This window comes from Pseudomonadales bacterium (assembly GCA_024234165.1).
In the GTDB taxonomy this organism is placed as follows: Bacteria; Pseudomonadota; Gammaproteobacteria; order Pseudomonadales; family UBA5518; genus UBA5518.
Window position 1 is genome coordinate 192,889 of sequence record JACKOP010000002.1, and the last position, 14,434, is coordinate 207,322.

Here is a 14,434-nt window from a genome sequence, read left to right on the forward strand (position 1 = left end):
TCGGCGACTATACGACGACCCTGCGCCGCATGGTACGGCACGCATACCGTGATCGGTGGTGCGAAAGGCGGGACTCGAACCCGCACGCCCGAAGGCACTGGAACCTAAATCCAGCGCGTCTACCAGTTCCGCCACTTTCGCTCGCTTGCCGTCATCGTAACTCATGTAAATTATTATAAAAACATTGCAACAAATTGTTTTACAGGTTTTTATCAACCAAAATCATTCTGTGGCCTGCCTTGTCTCCGATGCTGCAGCAACCAACAGGCCCAGCGCACCAACCCGTACCCACCATCGCAAATGCCAGGTCATTCCACCTCAACGTATTGGCCGAAAATCGCCGGCCTGCGCCACCAGAGGGCGCGGATCCTGGTGGATGATCACGTCAGCTCCCGGAAACTCGGCTTCCAGACGTTCTTCGACCGCATCCGCGATCGCATGAGCCTCCAGTAACGTGGTGTGATCGGCGATCTCGACGTGACACTGGATGCAGTAGCGCAATCCGGAGCGCCGAGTACGCAGGTCGTGCAGTCCGAGCACACCGGGAATGGAGAGTGCCACGCTGCGGATCCGCGCAACGACCTCGTCCGGCAACGCCTTGTCCATCAACAGATTGAGCGCTTCGCGACCGATCTGCACGGCACCACTGCCGATCAGCAGTGCAATCAGTACGCCCATCACGATATCGACCCGGCCATAACCGAGACGCGCGCAGAGCAGTGAGACGATCACCACCACGTTCATCAGCAAGTCGGCGTGATAGTGCAGGCGATCGGCACGGATCGCTGCCGACCCGGTCAGACGGATCGCGTGCGACTGCAGTGCGACCAGACCCAGCGTGCAGACGATCGCCACGACGCAGACCAGAAGCGCAATTCCGGTGTGCGTCATCGGCTCCTCTTCCACCCGCAACAGGCGCTCGACACAGTACAGCAGCAGCAGCAATGCCGAACCAAAGATGAAGGCAGACTGTGCCAGCGCGGCCAGCGGCTCCGCCTTGCCATGGCCGAAACCATGATCCGCATCGGCCGGCCTCAGCGAGTACCGCACTGCGAGCATCGACACCAGCGAGGCCATCGAGTCCATTACCGAGTCGATCAGCGAGCCCAGCATGCTGGCCGAACCGCTGACCAGCCAGGCCCAGCACTTGAGTGCGATCAGCAACAACGCGACGCTCACCGAGGCGTAACTCGCAGCCAGCAGCCAGCGCTCGCCTGGCAGCCGCTGGTGCTGCCCGCGCCCTGCATCCACCCCCGCCACCTGTTACTCCTTCCCCGTCGTGTCAGACGCGTTCGATCACGGTTGCGATGCCCTGCCCCAGGCCAATGCACATCGTCGCCAGCCCGAGCGTCATGTCACGCTGCGCCATCACATTGATCAGGGTCGTCATGATACGTGCCCCCGAACAACCGAACGGGTGTCCCAGCGCAATCGCACCACCGTGCAGGTTGACCCGCGTGTCCAGGTCATCGAGCAGTTCCAGATCCTTCAGCACCGGCAGTACCTGCGCTGCGAAGGCCTCGTTGAGTTCGACCGCATCGATGTCCGCAAGCGTGAGGCCGGCACGCGCCAGCGCCTTCTGCGTCGCCGGCACCGGCCCGTAGCCCATGATCGATGGATCGACACCCACGACCGCCATCGAGCGGATCCTGGCAAGCGGACGCAGCCCCCAGTCGCGCGCCCGACGACCGGAAGTGACGATCATCGCCGCCGCTCCGTCGGCGATCTGGGACGAGGTACCCGCCGTCACGGTGCCGTTGCGCGGATCGAAGGCGGGCGGCAGTGCGGCCAGCCCCTCGATCGTGGTGTCACGACGAATCGTCGTATCGGCAGCAACGAGGATGCTGCACCCGTCTTCGTCGTGCCCACGGCGCGCCACGATTTCGCGCGCCCAGCGCCCTTCGTCCTGCGCCTTGGCAGCCAACCGGTGCGACCGCTCGCCATACGCATCCTGCTCCACACGCGTGATACCGTGCAGCATCGCCAGCCCCTCGGCAGTGACTCCCATCAACCCGGCGGCCTTTGCAACATGCTTGCTGAGACGCGGATTCGGGTCGACCCCCTTATCCATTGGCAGATGCCCCATATGCTCGACACCGCCGACGACAAACACCTCACCACAGTCCGCTGCTATCGCCTGGGCAGCGATATGCAACGCCGACATCGACGAACCGCAGAGACGCGAGATCGTCTGCGCGCCCGCTGAGTGCGGAATCACGGTCAGCAGCGACATCATGCGTGCGATGTTCCAGCCCTGTTCCTCGGTCTGGTTCGCACAACCCCAGATCACGTCTTCGACGGCCTGCGGATCCACCCCGGGGTTGCGCGCCAGCAACGCATCAACCAGATCTGCCGACAGATCCTCGGCACGCACATGACGGAACACACCGTTCTTCGAACGCCCCATCGGGGTACGCGCACAGTCGATGATCAGCGCATCATCATCCTTGTAGCTCATGCGACACCTCCGCCGGATCGGCTCAGGAATGAAAACACTGCCCGTCGCGTGCGCGTCGGCGCAGCGATTCCGGCACGGCATAGGCTGGCCCGATTCCGGCATGACGATCTGCTGCGGCGCAGAACGCATCCAGTCCCATATGATCCACGTAGCGCAGCGCGCCACCGCGGAACAGCGGGAAGCCGATCCCCAGCACCAGCGCCATGTCGGCCTCGCCTGCGCTGTCGACGATGCTCTCGTCGAGACAACGCACCAGCTCGTTGCACATCGGTACCATCATGCGTTCGACGATCTCCTGCTCGCCAAACTCCTGCGGCACTCCACACACCGGCGCCAGCAGCGATTGCACGCCGGGATCGAACTGCTGTGCGGCACGGCCAGCGCGATCCTGCTCGTAGCGATAGAAGCCCGCACCGCTCTTCCGGCCGAAACGTCCGGCCGCGAACAGCACATCGAGCGCGGTACGGAATCCGAGCATCATGCGTGCGGGGAAGCCGGCTGCCATCACCGCAGCGGCATGCTGCGCCACGTCGATGCCGACCACGTCGAGCAGATGCGCCGGACCCATCGGCCAGCCGAACTTCTGCATCGCGCGATCCACCGCACGGAAATCGGCACCATCATGCAACAACGCGTTGAAGGCACCGAAGTACGGAAACAGCACACGATTGACCAGAAAGCCCGGGCAGTCACGCACCACGATCGGCGTTTTCTTCAACTGCCGTGCATACGCCACCGTGGTCGCGATTGCAGCGTCCGAACTCTGTTCGCCACGGATCACTTCGACCAGCGGCATGCGATGCACCGGGTTGAAGAAATGCATGCCGCAGAAGTTCTGCGGCCTCTGCAACGCAGCCGCAAGCCGCGTGATCGAGATCGTCGACGTGTTGCTGGCCAGGATGACGTCGGAACCAACACGCGCTTCACACTCGGCGAGCACTCGCTGTTTCACCCCCTCGTTCTCGACGACTGCCTCGACGACGAAATCGACGACCGCAAAATCGTCGTAATCGAGCGCCGGCGTGATCGCACGCAACACGCCGGCCATCGTCGCGGCACTCATGCGACCCCGATCGACCTGAGCAGCCAGCAGATTGCCGGCTTCGCGCATGCCTAGATCGATGCCCTTGGCGACGATGTCCTTCATCACGATCGGCACACCGCAGCTCGCCGACTGGTAAGCCACCCCACCGCCCATCGTGCCGGCACCGAGCACGGCCGCCTGCACCACCTTGCGGCCTGACCCGGCCCAGCGGCGCGCCTTTCTGCTCACGGCCTGTTCGTTCAGGAACAGGCCGATCAGGCTGTCGGCCTCGTTGCCGGCTGCCAGGCGCGCAAAAAACCTTGCCTCTATCGCCAGTGCCTCGGTGCGTGCGAGTCCGGCCGATTTCTCCATCGACTTCACGGCCGCAAGTGGAGCCGGCAGGTTGGGTCCGGCCTGCGCCGCGACCAGGCTCTTGCCGGTGGTGAATGCCATCATGCGCTCGATGTCGTTCAACAGCACGGGCTGCGTCTTCTCACGCCGGCGTGTGACGTGATCCAGCGTACCGGCCATGTACTGGGCGAGCAGGTCGAGCGCGGCATCGCGCAGGCGTGCCGGATCGACCACTGCGTCCACGACTCCGACTCGCAGCGCCTCGTCGCCCGCGTACTCCTTGCCACCGCAGATCCACTCCACCGCGTTGTCGATTCCGATCAGCCGCGGCAGGCGTACGGTAGCGCCAAATCCGGGATTGAGCCCGAGCTTCACTTCGGGCAGACCGATCCTCGCCTCGCGTGCCAGCACGCGCGCATCCGCGGCCAGACAGAGTTCCAGTCCACCACCGAGCGCGCTGCCGTTGATCGCGCACACCGTCGGTACCGCCAGATCCTCGAGTGCGTTGAAGATCGTGTTCGCCGTCGCGAGTGTGGCGAGCAGTGTTTCCTCACCCTGGCGGAACAACACACCGAACTCGCCTATGTCTGCCCCCACGTTGAAATAGTCCGGCTTGCCGCTGCTGATCAGTACTCCGCGCAGTCCCTGCGTGTTCGCCAGCACAGTCAGTGCCTCGTGGAGCTCGCGCAGCGCAAGCTGGTCGAACTTGTTCACGGTATCGCCGTCACGGTCGAAGCACAGCTCGACCACACCAGCATCGAGCGTCCGCAGTCTGATCGTCTTGCCCTGGTATTGCATGAAACTTCCCCATCGCGACAGGAGGTGGAGCACGACCGATTATAGGCGCGGCGGTCTGCGCGACCACCACATCAGCCGGTGAGACAGGCAGGATCGAAAACGTATTCCCCGGCCAGCCAGCCGATCAGCTCGCGCGCACCCGGCGAATCGTGACGCGCGTAGCATCGGGCAAGTTCCACCCGCCGCGCGGCATCGATCGCATCGAGACCGCCACGCTGGAACAAGTCCAGATCACGTATCAGTTCCTGCGCCAGCGCCGCACCGCATTCGGCACGCACAGCGTCCGGGAATGCCGCATCCGGATCGTAACCTGCACCGCGTCGATAGAGCATTGCCAGCGTGCGCAAGGGGATCCGGGACAGCCAGCACTGGTTCATCGGGTTGACGAAGTGCGCGCCGACCACATCCGCCAGCTCCGGACTGCGCCCACGGAAAGCATCGATGCGCAGGAACTTCGCACCCTTCTCGCCATCGTTGACCGGATAGTTGTCCCACAGGACCGGCGCACGTCCAAACCGCGCCGCGATCGAACGCAACGCATGCAGTGACTGTGCATCGGCACAAACGCGCTCGCCGGTCCAGAAGATCCCGACTTCGGGCGGAAGCAGCCGTCCCAGATCATCCCAGTAACCGGCAGGCATCTTGCCGAACACCCGTTCCAGCACCGGATCGGTCGAGTAATAGCTGGGGCACACGAGGGCGTGCCGTGCCCTGCTCGTCTCGAGCGCAATCGCCACCAGGTCAGCCTGACGCTCGGCCAGCGCGTCGATGTGGCGCGGCATGTCGTCGAACAGGATGCACAGCAACTGCGGCCCGAAATCCTCGAGATAGCTCAGCTTGTCGCGCCAGCGCGCCAGTGCCGTTGCCGAGCCGTCCTCGACCAGCCCGAGTGGACTGAGGCCACAGCCCCACAACAGTCCGGCACGGTTGCTGCATGCGGCGATCGCCCGCAGGCGAGCCTCATCTGCGGACGACCAGCGTTCGCTCCAGCGCCGGCGCAGCCACGCGTCCCCCTTGGGCGCGTAGATATAGTAGCGAAAACCCATCGCGGCGATGAAATCCAGACAGTCGAGGCGATCGGCATCACCCCATTGGCGTCCGTAGAAGCCCTCGACCAACCCGGTCGCGAACGGTAGCGTCTGCATCAGTCGCGTTCGGCTGCGGCCGCACGCGGAAACAGGCGGTAGAAATTGGCGGTGGTCACCTGCGCTACCTCCTCCAGCGTGACATCCTTGATGGCTGCAATCGCCTGCGCCACGTGGATCACGTGTTGCGGCTCGTTGACCCGGCCACGGTGCGGCACCGGAGCCAGGTAGGGAGAGTCGGTTTCGACCAGCAGGCGATCAAGCGGCACTTCGCGCACCACCTCGCGCAATTGTGTTGCACTGCGGAACGTGATGATGCCGGAGAAGGAGATCAGGAAACCGAGCGCGAGTGCGGAGCGCGCCATCTCGATGCTTTCCGTGAAGCAGTGCATGACGCCGGCGCAACCGCGATCGGCATGGCGCTCAAGCAGTTCCAGGGTGTCGTCTCTCGCGTCGCGCGTGTGCACGATCACCGGCAACCCGGCCCGTGCAGCGACACGCAACTGCATCACGAAACGCTCGCGCTGCAAGTTCACGGAGTCGGCTCCGTGGTAATAGTCGAGCCCGGTTTCACCGATCGCGATCACGCGCGGATCGGCCGCCAGATCGAGCAGCGTCTCGGCGTCGATCGACGCATCCTCGGGTGTCGATGGATGGATCCCGATCGCCGCGTAGACTTCGGGGTGTGCGTGTGCGTGCGCGAGCACGCGCGTCATGTTGTCGCGATCGACCGCCACCGTGAGCATGCGGCCCACACCGGCGGCAGCGGCAGACTGCAGGATATCGGCAATCGCGCGCCCTGACGGCGGAGCCGTCAGATAGTCGAGGTGGCAATGGCTGTCGATCAGCATGCCCGGACGGCCGACACGCTCGCTCACATCGTGTGGGTCGGACGTTCGGATTCGAGTGCGCCGGCGAGGTAGGTCTCGATCTTGCGGGTCGCGGTGTCGTCCTGTCCGTTGAATTGCACGCCGATTCCGGAGGCCCGATTTCCCTGTGCGCGCTTCGGCGTCACCCAGACTACCTTTCCCGCCACCGGAATCTTCTCCGGCTCGTCCATCAGGTTCAGCAGCATGAAGACCTCGTCACCGATGCGATACGGCTTGTTGGTCGGTATGAACAAGCCACCGTTCTGCAGGAACGGCATATACGCAGCGTACAGCACCGCCTTGTCCTTGATCGTCAGGGACAGAATGCCGTTGCGGGTACCTTGTGGCGCATTCATCGGAAACCATCTGACTGTCTGCTGCCTGCCAAGAGTAGCCAGTCAGCGGCGCTTTTGCCAACTGTGGCGTCATCACGTCTCCCTGCAAACCCGTGCGGCGAACCGGCAACGGAGCACCGCAAATGCGTTATGAGGCGCGTGGCGATGCCTTCGTATCGGGGGGTGCGCGCCGCGACGCCGCATACCCCGAATGCCAGTCGAACAGCAGTGCCTCGAGCAGCAGTTGCCGGTTCGGATTGGCGGCAGACGTGGCGTCACGGCGCGCCTCGATCACGCGCCGCAAGGTACGCGCGAGCAGCGCTGCATCCAGCCCCGGCAGCAGTTCGGCATAGGCAGGAGCTGCACGCGGAATGCGCGCACCGCCAATCCCTCCGCGTGCCACCACCCCTGCCAGATCGAGCAGGAACAGGAACATCCAGTCGAGCACATCGAGCAGCTCCAGCTCAGCGCACTCGCCGGCCACTGCCGCGATCCATGCACGTGGCTCAACGGCACGGCGCATCACGTCTGCCACTCGATCGAAACCATTCAGCCCGCCACGATCACGCAGGCGCAGCGCGCCGAGCGGCATGCCTGCCGCCACACCGAGCAGATCGACGGCATCATCGATACCACAGCTTTCGCGCAGCCAGTCGGCGGCCAGATCCGGCGTCGGCGGACGCAACTTCAACTGCAGACAGCGCGAGCGCACGGTGGGCAGCAGACGGGCCGGTGCGTCACTCAACAGCACGATATGCGTACGCGGTGCCGGTTCTTCGAGACTCTTCAGCAGACTGTTCGCGGTATGCGTGTTCATCGCCTCGGCCGGATCGATGATCACCACCTTCGCGTGCGCGACGCTTGCCGTACGCATCACGAACTCGGCCAGACCGCTGCGAATCTGCTCGATCCGGATCTGCCGTCCCGGCTCCTCCGGCATCACGCGCAGCAAGTCCGGGTGCGAGCCGGCGGCGAACAACTCGCAGTCGCGGCATCGTCCGCAGGCACTGCCGGCGAGCGGTGCGCGGCACAGCAGGGAGCGTGCCAACAGCTCGGCGAACGGCCGTTTGCCGATCCCTGCGGGACCACCGATCAGCACCGCATGGTGCAGGCGTGCATCCATGATGCGCGCACTCAGGTGCGCCCAGTCATCGTACTGCCACGGCAGAGGTGCCACCAGGACACCGGGCAGGCTCATGCCACGCCCCCGCAGCTCCCGAGGTATTCGTCAACCGCCGCGATCACCGACGTGCGCACCTGCACCAGGTCCCGTGCCGCATCGAGTACACGAAAACGCGTGGGCTCGGCAACCGCCAGTGTGTGGTAGGTCGCACGCACACGCTCGAAGAATGCGGCCTGCTCGCTTTCGAACCGATCCGGCGCACCGCGCCCACCGATGCGCTGCATCCCGAGTTCGACCGGCAGATCGAGCAGCAGCGTCAGATCGGGCCTGAAGTCGCCCAGCAGCAGATCGCGCAACGCCTGCACACGTTCGATGCCGAGTCCACGGCCAGCGCCCTGATAAGCGATGCTGGCATCGACGAAACGGTCACACAGCACCCACTCCCCGCGCGCCAGCGCGGGCCGGATCACGTGCGCAACATGCTGCATGCGTGCCGCGAACATCAGCAACAATTCCGTATCCGCGCACACATCCTCCTCGCGCGCGGCAAGCAGCAACGCACGGATCTCCTCGCCGAGCGGTGTGCCGCCCGGCTCGCGTGTGACCGTCACGCGCAGGCCCGCCGCCTGCAGATGCTCGGCGATACACGCAATGTTGGTGCTCTTGCCGGCCCCTTCACCACCTTCCACGGTGATGAACCTGCCCCTGCTCATGCGCGGCTCGTCTCCCTTATCCACCACCACGGCGCAACTGGTATTTGCGTACGGCACGATTGTGCTCTTCAAGCGTGTTCGAGAATTCGTGCGAACCATCACCACGCGCCACGAAGTAGAGTTCCGTTCCCTCGGCCGGATGCAACGCGGCGTGGATCGCGGCACGGCCAGGGTTGGCAATCGGTGACGGAGGAAGCCCCGGATTCAGGTAGGTATTGTACGGGCCAGGCGTTCGCAAGTGCTCGCGCGTGAGGTTGCCGTCGAAACGCTCCCCGAGCCCGTAGATCACCGCGGGATCGGTCTGCAACAACATGCGCTGGCGCAGACGGCGCACGAACACGCCGGCGATGCGCGCCCGTTCGCTCGCGACACCGGTCTCCTTCTCGATCAGCGATGCCATCACCAGCGCCTGGTACGGGTCGGCATACGGCAGGTCGGGGGTACGCGTCGCCCACTCCTCGGCCAGCACGTCTTCGAGTGCGGCGTGCGCGGCACGCAGCACGTCCGCATCGCTCATGCCACGATGAAACTGGTAGGTTTCGGACAGAAAGGCGCCCTCGACCGAAGGCCATGTGACAGGGTCGAGTCCGAGCGTACGGACAAGCGCCGACGCATCGGCAGCATCCACGGTGTGCTGCAGCCGCTCCTGCGCGTGCAGCCGTGCCAGCAATTGCCCCACCGTGTTGCCTTCGATCAGCGTGACGCTGTAAACGACGACCTTGCCCGCCACCAGCATCGCCAGCAGTTCGCGCGGCGTCATGCCTGTCTCGAAGCGATATTCACCTGCACGTACCTTGTCTGCAACGCCCGTGAGGCGCGCCTGCAATCGCAGCCAGTTCGGCAGATCGAGCACGCCTCGCTCGCCGAGTTCCTGCACGAAACGTATCAGGTTGCCACCTGCAGGCAATTCGGCGATCACCGGTTCGGTAATCTGCAGCGGCCGGTCGAGCCAGCGTGTCAGCATTTTCCAGCCCATGAATGCCGATGCCACCGTACACACCAGCAGCATCCCGAGTGCGCGCACGACGACTTCAGGTCGCGAACAATCGCGCCACATGATCCTGCACCCTGCGCGTGACCGGACCGGGCGACCAGCGCTTGCGCCCGAGGCAGTGCACCGGCCATACGCCGATCACCGCGTTGCACACGAACACTTCCTGGGCTGCAGCCAGCAGAGCGCGTTCGCAGTGAATCTCCGCCGTCACGATGCCAAGTGCCGGCGCCACGGTCTCGAGCACATGAGCACGCATCACACCGGCGACACCGCAGGTCTCGATGAACGGTGTCAGCAGCCTCGCACCACTGACGAGAAACAGGTTGCTCGAGATGCCTTCCACGATACGGCCGCGCTGGTCAGCCATCAGTCCTTCCGCCACCTGTGGATCATCCCATTCGCGGCGTGCGAACACCTGCTCCAGGCGATTGAGGTGCTTGATTCCGGCAAGTGCGGGATTGCTGCCAAGGCGGATCTCGCAGTGACGCACCGTGATGCCTTCGCTCCACCATGTCGACGGGTACGCGACAAGCGGCCGCTCGAGCAGGATGCGTCGTGCCGGCTGCGCGGGTTCGCTGCGGTAGCCGCCGATGCCGTCGCCACGCGTGACGATCAGCTTGATCACACAGTCGATCGCGCTCGCCTGGGTGGCAAAGCGCTCCACTTCATCACGCAGCGCGACCGCATCGAGCACGATGCCCAGCCGTCTTGCGCCGCTACACGCCCGGTCGAGGTGACGCTGCAGCAACGGAATGAGTCCGCGCCGACACCGCATCGTCTCGAACACGCCGTCACCGTAAGCAAGTCCGCGATCGCATACGGGCACGCAATCACTCGCAGCGCCATCGACCCAGACACGCAGCGCGGTCACGACATCCTCCTGCAGGAAGGAATCAGATGCGGCGGAAAACGAGCGAACCGTTGGTTCCCCCGAAACCGAAGGAGTTCGACAAGGCGATGTCGATACGGCGCTGCTGGGCGACACCGGGAACGTAGTTCAACGTACAGCCTTCATCCGGATTTTCGAGGTTGATCGTCGGAGGCGCCACCCCGTCACGAATCGCGAGGATGCTGAACACCGCCTCCACCGCCCCGGCGGCTCCCAGCAGGTGTCCTATCATCGACTTGGTCGAACTCATCGCCGTGCGTGCGGCCGCGTCTCCCAGCACGTGCTCGACGGCCCGACTCTCGGCGAGGTCCCCGGCGGGTGTCGAGGTTCCGTGGGCATTGATGTAGTCGATCGCCCCAGGCTCGATGCCGGCATCGCGGATCGCGTTCAGCATCGCCGCTGCCGCGCCGCGTCCGTCTTCCGGTGGCAGCGTCATGTGATAGGCGTCACCACTCATGCCAAAGCCGGCAAGCTCCGCGTGGATGTGCGCCCCGCGCCGGCGCGCGAACTCGTACTCCTCGAGTACCAGTACCCCGGCGCCGTCACTGAGCACGAAACCATCGCGATCGCGATCCCACGGCCGGCTCGCTGCCTGCGGATCGTCATTGCGCGTCGACAACGCCCGCGCGGCCGCAAACCCCCCGAGCCCGACCGGCGTGGTCGCCATTTCTGCACCACCGACCAGCATCACGTCGGCCTCGCCCCACGCGATCAGCCGCGCCCCCAGCCCGATATTGTGCGTACCGGTAGTGCACGCGGTGGTGACGGCAAGGTTCGGACCACTGAAACCATAGCGAATCGACAGACAGCCGGCGATCATGTTCGTGATCGAACCCGGCACGAAGAACGGCGAGATACGCCGCGGCCCCGAATCGAGCACGATCTGGTGGCTCTTCTCGATCGAGGCGATACCACCGATCCCTGAACCGATCGCTGCCCCCATGCGCGACGCGAACGATTCATCCACTTTCAGGCCCGAGTCGTCCATCGCCTGCACAGCAGCGGCAAGACCGTAGAGAATGAAGTCATCGAACTTGCGCACGTCCTTGGGCGGGAGGAACGTGTTCGCGTCGAAACCGCGGATCGAACCGCCAAACCGGGTGGTGTATGCGGATACATCGAAATGATCGATCGGGGCGATACCGCTGCGACCGTTGACGATTCCGTCCCAGGTCGTCGCAACGTTGTTGCCCAGCGGGGTCACGACCCCCATACCAGTAACGACCACCCGTCGTTTCATTACCCAGAACTCCGTCTGCGAGCCGCGTTATCGTCACAGGCCGCGGCTGCGCGCGGCCGCTCAACTGCAATACTGCCTGTCGGGTGGACAGGCTTTGCGAGGCTGCGACCCCGTCCCGGGCCAGACAGCCTCGCGGCGGAATTCAATCAGAGATGCCTTTCGATATAGTCGATCGCGTGCTGCACCGTGGTAATGTTCTCGGCATCCTCGTCGGGAATTTCGGTTTCAAATTCCTCTTCGAGTGCCATCACCAGCTCAACGGTATCCAGGGAATCGGCACCGAGATCCTCCACGAAGGAAGCGGAATTCTGGATATCGTCTTCCTTGACTCCGAGCTGCTCCGCGACGATTTTCTTGACGCGTTCTTCGATGCTGCTCATGTCGGTCTGTTGCTCCTGTCTGTGATTGAGAATGCCGCTGTGCGCGACGAATCCGTCGCAATTGCTGTCAGCGGCGCGATTCTACCCTGAATCCCGTCAATGGTTGCAACATTGACAGGGGTCGATTTCCTTCAGCACATGTACATCCCGCCGTTGACGTGAATCGTCTCGCCCGTGATGTATCCCGCCGCATCCGATACGAGGAACGCGACCAGTGCTGCAACCTCGTGCGCCTCACCGAGCCTTCCTGCCGGGATCTGCTCCAGAAGCTTCTGACGTTGCGCCTCCGGGAGTTCACGCGTCATGTCGGTGTCGATGAAACCCGGTGCCACGCAGTTGACGGTGACCGCACGCGAACCGATTTCGCGAGCAAGCGCCCGCGTGAAACCTTCCACTCCGGCCTTACTCGCCGCGTAATTCGCCTGCCCTGCGTTACCCATCGAGCCGACGACGGAACTGATGTTCACGATGCGCCCCCAGCGCGCCTTAGTCATTGCACGCAGCACTGCCTTGCTGAGATGGAAGATCGAACCGAGGTTGGTGTCGATCACGCGCGACCACTCTTCGTCCTTCATGCGCAGTACGATGTTGTCGCACGTTATGCCGGCGTTGTTCACCAGCACCAGTGGCGCACCATGGCGTTCGCTGATCGCGGCAATCACCGCCTCCGCCGCATCGGGAACCGCGACGTCGAGCATCATGCCGCTACCGGTGACTCCCCGTGCTGCAAGACGCTCGCTGATCGCGTCGGCTCCGGCTTGCGTGGTCGCGGTTCCGATCACGGTATGTCCCGCGACCCCCAGCGCTTCGGCGATCGCCGCACCGATCCCGCGAGAGGCTCCGGTGACCAGACATGTCCTGCTCATGATCCGCCCTCCACCCTCTTCATTCGGTTGCGCCATTACTTGCCAGCGCCTTTTCCAGTTCCTGCGGCTCCTCGGTATAGAGGCACTCGAGCGCTGCGTCGATGCGCTTGCAAAGCCCGCCCAGGACCTTGCCCGGCCCTACCTCGACCGCCCGCGTGACGCCGGCCTGCGCCATGTAGCGCACCGAGGCCGTCCACTGTACCGGACTGTGGATCTGACGTTCCAGCAGGGTGCGAATCGTCGCGCTGTCGCCTTCAGGGCGCGCGTGCACGTTGTGCACTACCGGAATTTCCGGCACGAGTATCTGCACTTGCGCCATATCGCGTGCGAGCCGCTCGCCCGCAGGTACCATCAGGCTGGTATGGAAAGGTGCGCTGACAGGCAGCGGCAGCGCGCGCTTGGCACCCCGTGCCTTGCACGCCGCGATCGCTCGCTCGACCGCTGCAGCGTGCCCCGCAATCACTACCTGCCCAGGCGCGTTGAAATTCACGGCGGCAACCACTTCCGCGCCGGCGGCTTCGGCACAAGCTTCGGCAATCGGCTCATCATCGAGCCCGAGCACCGCTGCCATCGCACCCTGCCCGACCGGCACCGCTTCCTGCATGTAGGCGCCCCGGTTGCGCACCAGACGCACTGCATCGGTGAACGCCAGCGAGCCGGCACACACCAGCGCGCTGAACTCGCCGAGGCTATGACCTGCCATGAAGGCCGGTCGCAGGCCACCGCGCGCGCACCACACGCGCCACAGCGCCACGCTCGCCGTAAGGATCAGCGGCTGGGTGCGCTCGGTGAGGTTGAGCTCCTCCTGCGGCCCGGTCTGCGCCAGTTGCCACAGATCGTAACCCAGGACTTCGGACGCCTCGGCGAAGGTGTCGCGGACCAGCCGCTCCACACCGGCCATTGCCGCCAGCATCCCGACGCGTTGCGAACCCTGCCCTGGGAACACACAGGCGAGAGATCCCGTCATCACAGCCTCCTTTCAATCATGCACAAGCACAAAAGAAGACGGCGAGCACCGGTAACCGATGCTCGCCGTCGCAAGGCGGAGTAGCGCGGCGCCTCAGTCGTCCTTGCCTTCCACGACCTTCTTGCCGCGGTAGAAACCGTCCGCGGTCACGTGGTGACGGCGGTGGACTTCACCGGAGGTCGCATCGGTCGACAACGCCGGAGCACGCAGCGCATCGTGCGCACGGCGCATGCCGCGACGGGAACGGGTGGTTCGTGCCTGACCAACTGCCATGATTGACTCCTTTGGCTTCTGCTATGACGCCCCCGATACGGGCGGCTCTGTTAACCTTTCCAAGCGTCG

General features: G+C 64.3%; 15 protein-coding genes and 1 tRNA gene. All 16 read right to left on the reverse strand.

Annotated elements, in window-relative coordinates; all coding sequences use genetic code 11:
- Nucleotides 1–56: 56 nt before the first annotated feature.
- Nucleotides 57–141 (reverse strand) — tRNA-Leu (locus H7A12_06575).
- A gap of 177 nt (nt 142–318) precedes the next feature.
- Nucleotides 319–1,221: a cation diffusion facilitator family transporter gene (locus tag H7A12_06580; protein ID MCP5320479.1), complete on the reverse strand. Its 903-nt coding sequence runs from the start codon at nt 1,219–1,221 to the stop codon at nt 319–321.
- A gap of 61 nt (nt 1,222–1,282) precedes the next feature.
- On the reverse strand, nt 1,283–2,458 hold the full coding sequence (fadA, locus tag H7A12_06585; GenBank protein ID MCP5320480.1) for an acetyl-CoA C-acyltransferase FadA: 1,176 nt from the start codon (nt 2,456–2,458) through the stop codon (nt 1,283–1,285).
- A gap of 22 nt (nt 2,459–2,480) precedes the next feature.
- Entirely contained in the window at nt 2,481–4,631 is a 2,151-nt protein-coding gene (fadB, locus tag H7A12_06590) for a fatty acid oxidation complex subunit alpha FadB (protein MCP5320481.1), read from the reverse strand.
- Nucleotides 4,632–4,702: 71 nt separating this feature from the next.
- Nucleotides 4,703–5,776, reverse strand: coding sequence for a beta-N-acetylglucosaminidase domain-containing protein (locus H7A12_06595; GenBank protein MCP5320482.1), 1,074 nt, complete (start codon nt 5,774–5,776; stop codon nt 4,703–4,705).
- Nucleotides 5,776–6,567 (reverse strand): TatD family hydrolase, encoded by a 792-nt coding sequence (locus H7A12_06600; GenBank protein ID MCP5320483.1) that lies wholly within the window; start codon nt 6,565–6,567, stop codon nt 5,776–5,778. Before H7A12_06600 ends, H7A12_06595 begins: the two co-directional genes overlap by 1 nt.
- Nucleotides 6,568–6,590: 23 nt before the next feature.
- Nucleotides 6,591–6,941, reverse strand: coding sequence for a PilZ domain-containing protein (locus H7A12_06605; protein ID MCP5320484.1), 351 nt, complete (start codon nt 6,939–6,941; stop codon nt 6,591–6,593).
- Between the two features lie 127 nt (nt 6,942–7,068).
- On the reverse strand, nt 7,069–8,118 hold the full coding sequence (holB, locus tag H7A12_06610) for a DNA polymerase III subunit delta' (protein ID MCP5320485.1): 1,050 nt from the start codon (nt 8,116–8,118) through the stop codon (nt 7,069–7,071).
- A complete protein-coding gene (locus H7A12_06615) occupies nt 8,115–8,756 on the reverse strand; it encodes a dTMP kinase (protein MCP5320486.1) in 642 nt (213 codons plus the stop codon). The genes holB and H7A12_06615 overlap by 4 nt, the downstream gene beginning before the upstream one ends.
- 16 nt (nt 8,757–8,772) lie before the next feature.
- Complete coding sequence (mltG, locus tag H7A12_06620) at nt 8,773–9,765, reverse strand: endolytic transglycosylase MltG (GenBank protein ID MCP5320487.1); 993 nt, start codon at nt 9,763–9,765, stop codon at nt 8,773–8,775.
- 22 nt (nt 9,766–9,787) lie between these two features.
- Nucleotides 9,788–10,612, reverse strand: a complete 825-nt coding sequence (gene pabC, locus H7A12_06625) for an aminodeoxychorismate lyase (protein ID MCP5320488.1) — start codon at nt 10,610–10,612, stop codon at nt 9,788–9,790.
- Between the two features lie 31 nt (nt 10,613–10,643).
- The gene (gene fabF, locus H7A12_06630) at nt 10,644–11,879 is read right to left on the reverse strand and encodes a beta-ketoacyl-ACP synthase II (protein MCP5320489.1); all 1,236 of its coding nucleotides are present in this window, start codon (nt 11,877–11,879) and stop codon (nt 10,644–10,646) included.
- A 146-nt stretch (nt 11,880–12,025) separates the two neighbouring features.
- A complete protein-coding gene (acpP, locus tag H7A12_06635) occupies nt 12,026–12,259 on the reverse strand; it encodes an acyl carrier protein (protein ID MCP5320490.1) in 234 nt (77 codons plus the stop codon).
- 131 nt (nt 12,260–12,390) lie between these two features.
- Nucleotides 12,391–13,125, reverse strand: a complete 735-nt coding sequence (gene fabG / locus H7A12_06640; protein MCP5320491.1) for a 3-oxoacyl-ACP reductase FabG — start codon at nt 13,123–13,125, stop codon at nt 12,391–12,393.
- A gap of 19 nt (nt 13,126–13,144) precedes the next feature.
- Complete coding sequence (gene fabD, locus H7A12_06645; GenBank protein ID MCP5320492.1) at nt 13,145–14,092, reverse strand: ACP S-malonyltransferase; 948 nt, start codon at nt 14,090–14,092, stop codon at nt 13,145–13,147.
- A gap of 93 nt (nt 14,093–14,185) precedes the next feature.
- Entirely contained in the window at nt 14,186–14,365 is a 180-nt protein-coding gene (gene rpmF / locus H7A12_06650; GenBank protein ID MCP5320493.1) for a 50S ribosomal protein L32, read from the reverse strand.
- Nucleotides 14,366–14,434: the final 69 nt, after the last annotated feature.

Bases quoted from the DNA above. Each gene is read 5' to 3' on its own strand.
- fadA (MCP5320480.1), bottom strand. From the start codon at position 2,458: ATGAGCTACAAGGATGATGATGCGCTGATCATCGACTGTGCGCGTACC.
- fadB (MCP5320481.1), bottom strand. From the start codon at position 4,631: ATGCAATACCAGGGCAAGACGATCAGACTGCGGACGCTCGATGCTGGT.
- H7A12_06595 (MCP5320482.1), bottom strand. From the start codon at position 5,776: ATGCAGACGCTACCGTTCGCGACCGGGTTGGTCGAGGGCTTCTACGGA.
- H7A12_06600 (MCP5320483.1), bottom strand. From the start codon at position 6,567: ATGCTGATCGACAGCCATTGCCACCTCGACTATCTGACGGCTCCGCCG.
- H7A12_06605 (MCP5320484.1), bottom strand. From the start codon at position 6,941: ATGAATGCGCCACAAGGTACCCGCAACGGCATTCTGTCCCTGACGATC.
- holB (MCP5320485.1), bottom strand. From the start codon at position 8,118: ATGAGCCTGCCCGGTGTCCTGGTGGCACCTCTGCCGTGGCAGTACGAT.
- H7A12_06615 (MCP5320486.1), bottom strand. From the start codon at position 8,756: ATGAGCAGGGGCAGGTTCATCACCGTGGAAGGTGGTGAAGGGGCCGGC.
- mltG (MCP5320487.1), bottom strand. From the start codon at position 9,765: ATGCTGCTGGTGTGTACGGTGGCATCGGCATTCATGGGCTGGAAAATG.
- fabF (MCP5320489.1), bottom strand. From the start codon at position 11,879: ATGAAACGACGGGTGGTCGTTACTGGTATGGGGGTCGTGACCCCGCTG.
- acpP (MCP5320490.1), bottom strand. From the start codon at position 12,259: ATGAGCAGCATCGAAGAACGCGTCAAGAAAATCGTCGCGGAGCAGCTC.
- fabG (MCP5320491.1), bottom strand. From the start codon at position 13,125: ATGAGCAGGACATGTCTGGTCACCGGAGCCTCTCGCGGGATCGGTGCG.
- fabD (MCP5320492.1), bottom strand. From the start codon at position 14,092: ATGACGGGATCTCTCGCCTGTGTGTTCCCAGGGCAGGGTTCGCAACGC.
- rpmF (MCP5320493.1), bottom strand. From the start codon at position 14,365: ATGGCAGTTGGTCAGGCACGAACCACCCGTTCCCGTCGCGGCATGCGC.